The organism is Mesorhizobium sp. P3_A9, from assembly GCF_056402975.1.
This window is the reverse complement of the sequence record NZ_JBFUGJ010000714.1, coordinates 1-1113: the sequence shown is the minus strand read 5'-3', so window position 1 is coordinate 1113 and position 1113 is coordinate 1. Positions and strand designations below refer to the sequence as shown.

Sequence of the window (1113 nt, the reverse complement as noted above, 5' to 3'; positions counted from 1 at the left end):
TTGTTGGGATGCGTGGTCATGGGATGCCTCTGTATGTCGTCTCAGGGAAAGATGGCACGGGCGGAATTGATTTATTAGGTGGTCTGGATCGCAGTCATTGCGCGATGGAGTGCATCAATTAACTGCGCAGGAATCGGGTGTCCGCAGACATCGCACCATGCGATCGTTCACCGATCACGAGGACCAGCCATGCTCACGCTTCACGATTATCTGCCATCGCAAAATGGCTGGAAAGTCCGGGTCCTGCTCGGCCTGCTGAAGATCCCTTACGAGACCCGCATCGTCTCGATTTTCGAGGGCGAGAGCCATACCGATGCGTTCCACGAACTCAACCCGGCCGGCGCAGTCCCCGTGCTTCAGCTCGAGGACGGCAGCGCCATTGCCGAATCCAATGCGATCCTCACCTACCTCGCCGAAGGCACGCCGTTGTTGCCGGCGGATCGCTACCGGCGCGCCAAAATCATGCAATGGCTGTTCTTCGAACAGTACAATGTCGAGCCCGTCATCGGCTCGCTGCGCTTCTGGACCTTGACCGGGCGGCTCGAACGTAACGATGCCATGGTTGCCGGCAAGCGCGAAGCCGGCGCCCGCACGCTCGCCGCCCTGAACCGCAGCCTCGCCGAGACGCCATTCCTCACCGGAAGCGACCTCACCATCGCCGACATCGCCATCTATGCCTACAGCCACCGCGCCGAGGATTGCGGGTTTTCTCTGGCGGACCACCCGGCATTCCTCGCATGGACCGGCCGCGTGCGCGACGTGATCGGCCAGGGCTATCCAGTCCACCCTTATAGCATCGATCCGCATTCGGGTGGCTGAACGCCTACTTCTTGCCCTGCGGATAGATCGTCTCGCCGCGCTTCAGCATCGCCACGAAGGTCTCGATCTTCTTCTTGCGGCCGGCCTCGGTCTTCATGTTGTGGGTGCGGAAGGCGAGCGCGAAGCGGTTCTGCGCGCTGAGCTTTTCCAGCATCGCCTTCGCCGCTGGTTCGGCGTCGATCGCCGCCTGCAGATCGTCAGGGATTTTCATCTCCTTGCCGCTGCCATAGGCGCGCGCCCAGCGCCCGTCGGCCTTGGCCGCCTCGACCTGGCTCAACCCATGCCCGGTCATGC

At 62.1% G+C, this 1113-nt stretch carries 2 protein-coding genes; one reads left to right on the top strand and one right to left on the bottom strand.

The annotated features are described in order from the left end of the window. Positions 1-189: 189 nt before the first annotated feature. Entirely contained in the window at positions 190-819 is a 630-nt protein-coding gene (locus AC1DX0_RS36230; protein ID WP_477359352.1) for a glutathione S-transferase family protein, read from the top strand. Positions 820-823: 4 nt separating this feature from the next. On the opposite strand, the gene AC1DX0_RS36225 is transcribed toward AC1DX0_RS36230, so the two are convergent. Beyond that, positions 824-1113: YdeI/OmpD-associated family protein (locus tag AC1DX0_RS36225; protein ID WP_477359349.1), on the bottom strand; the 290-nt coding region annotated here is incomplete at its 5' end.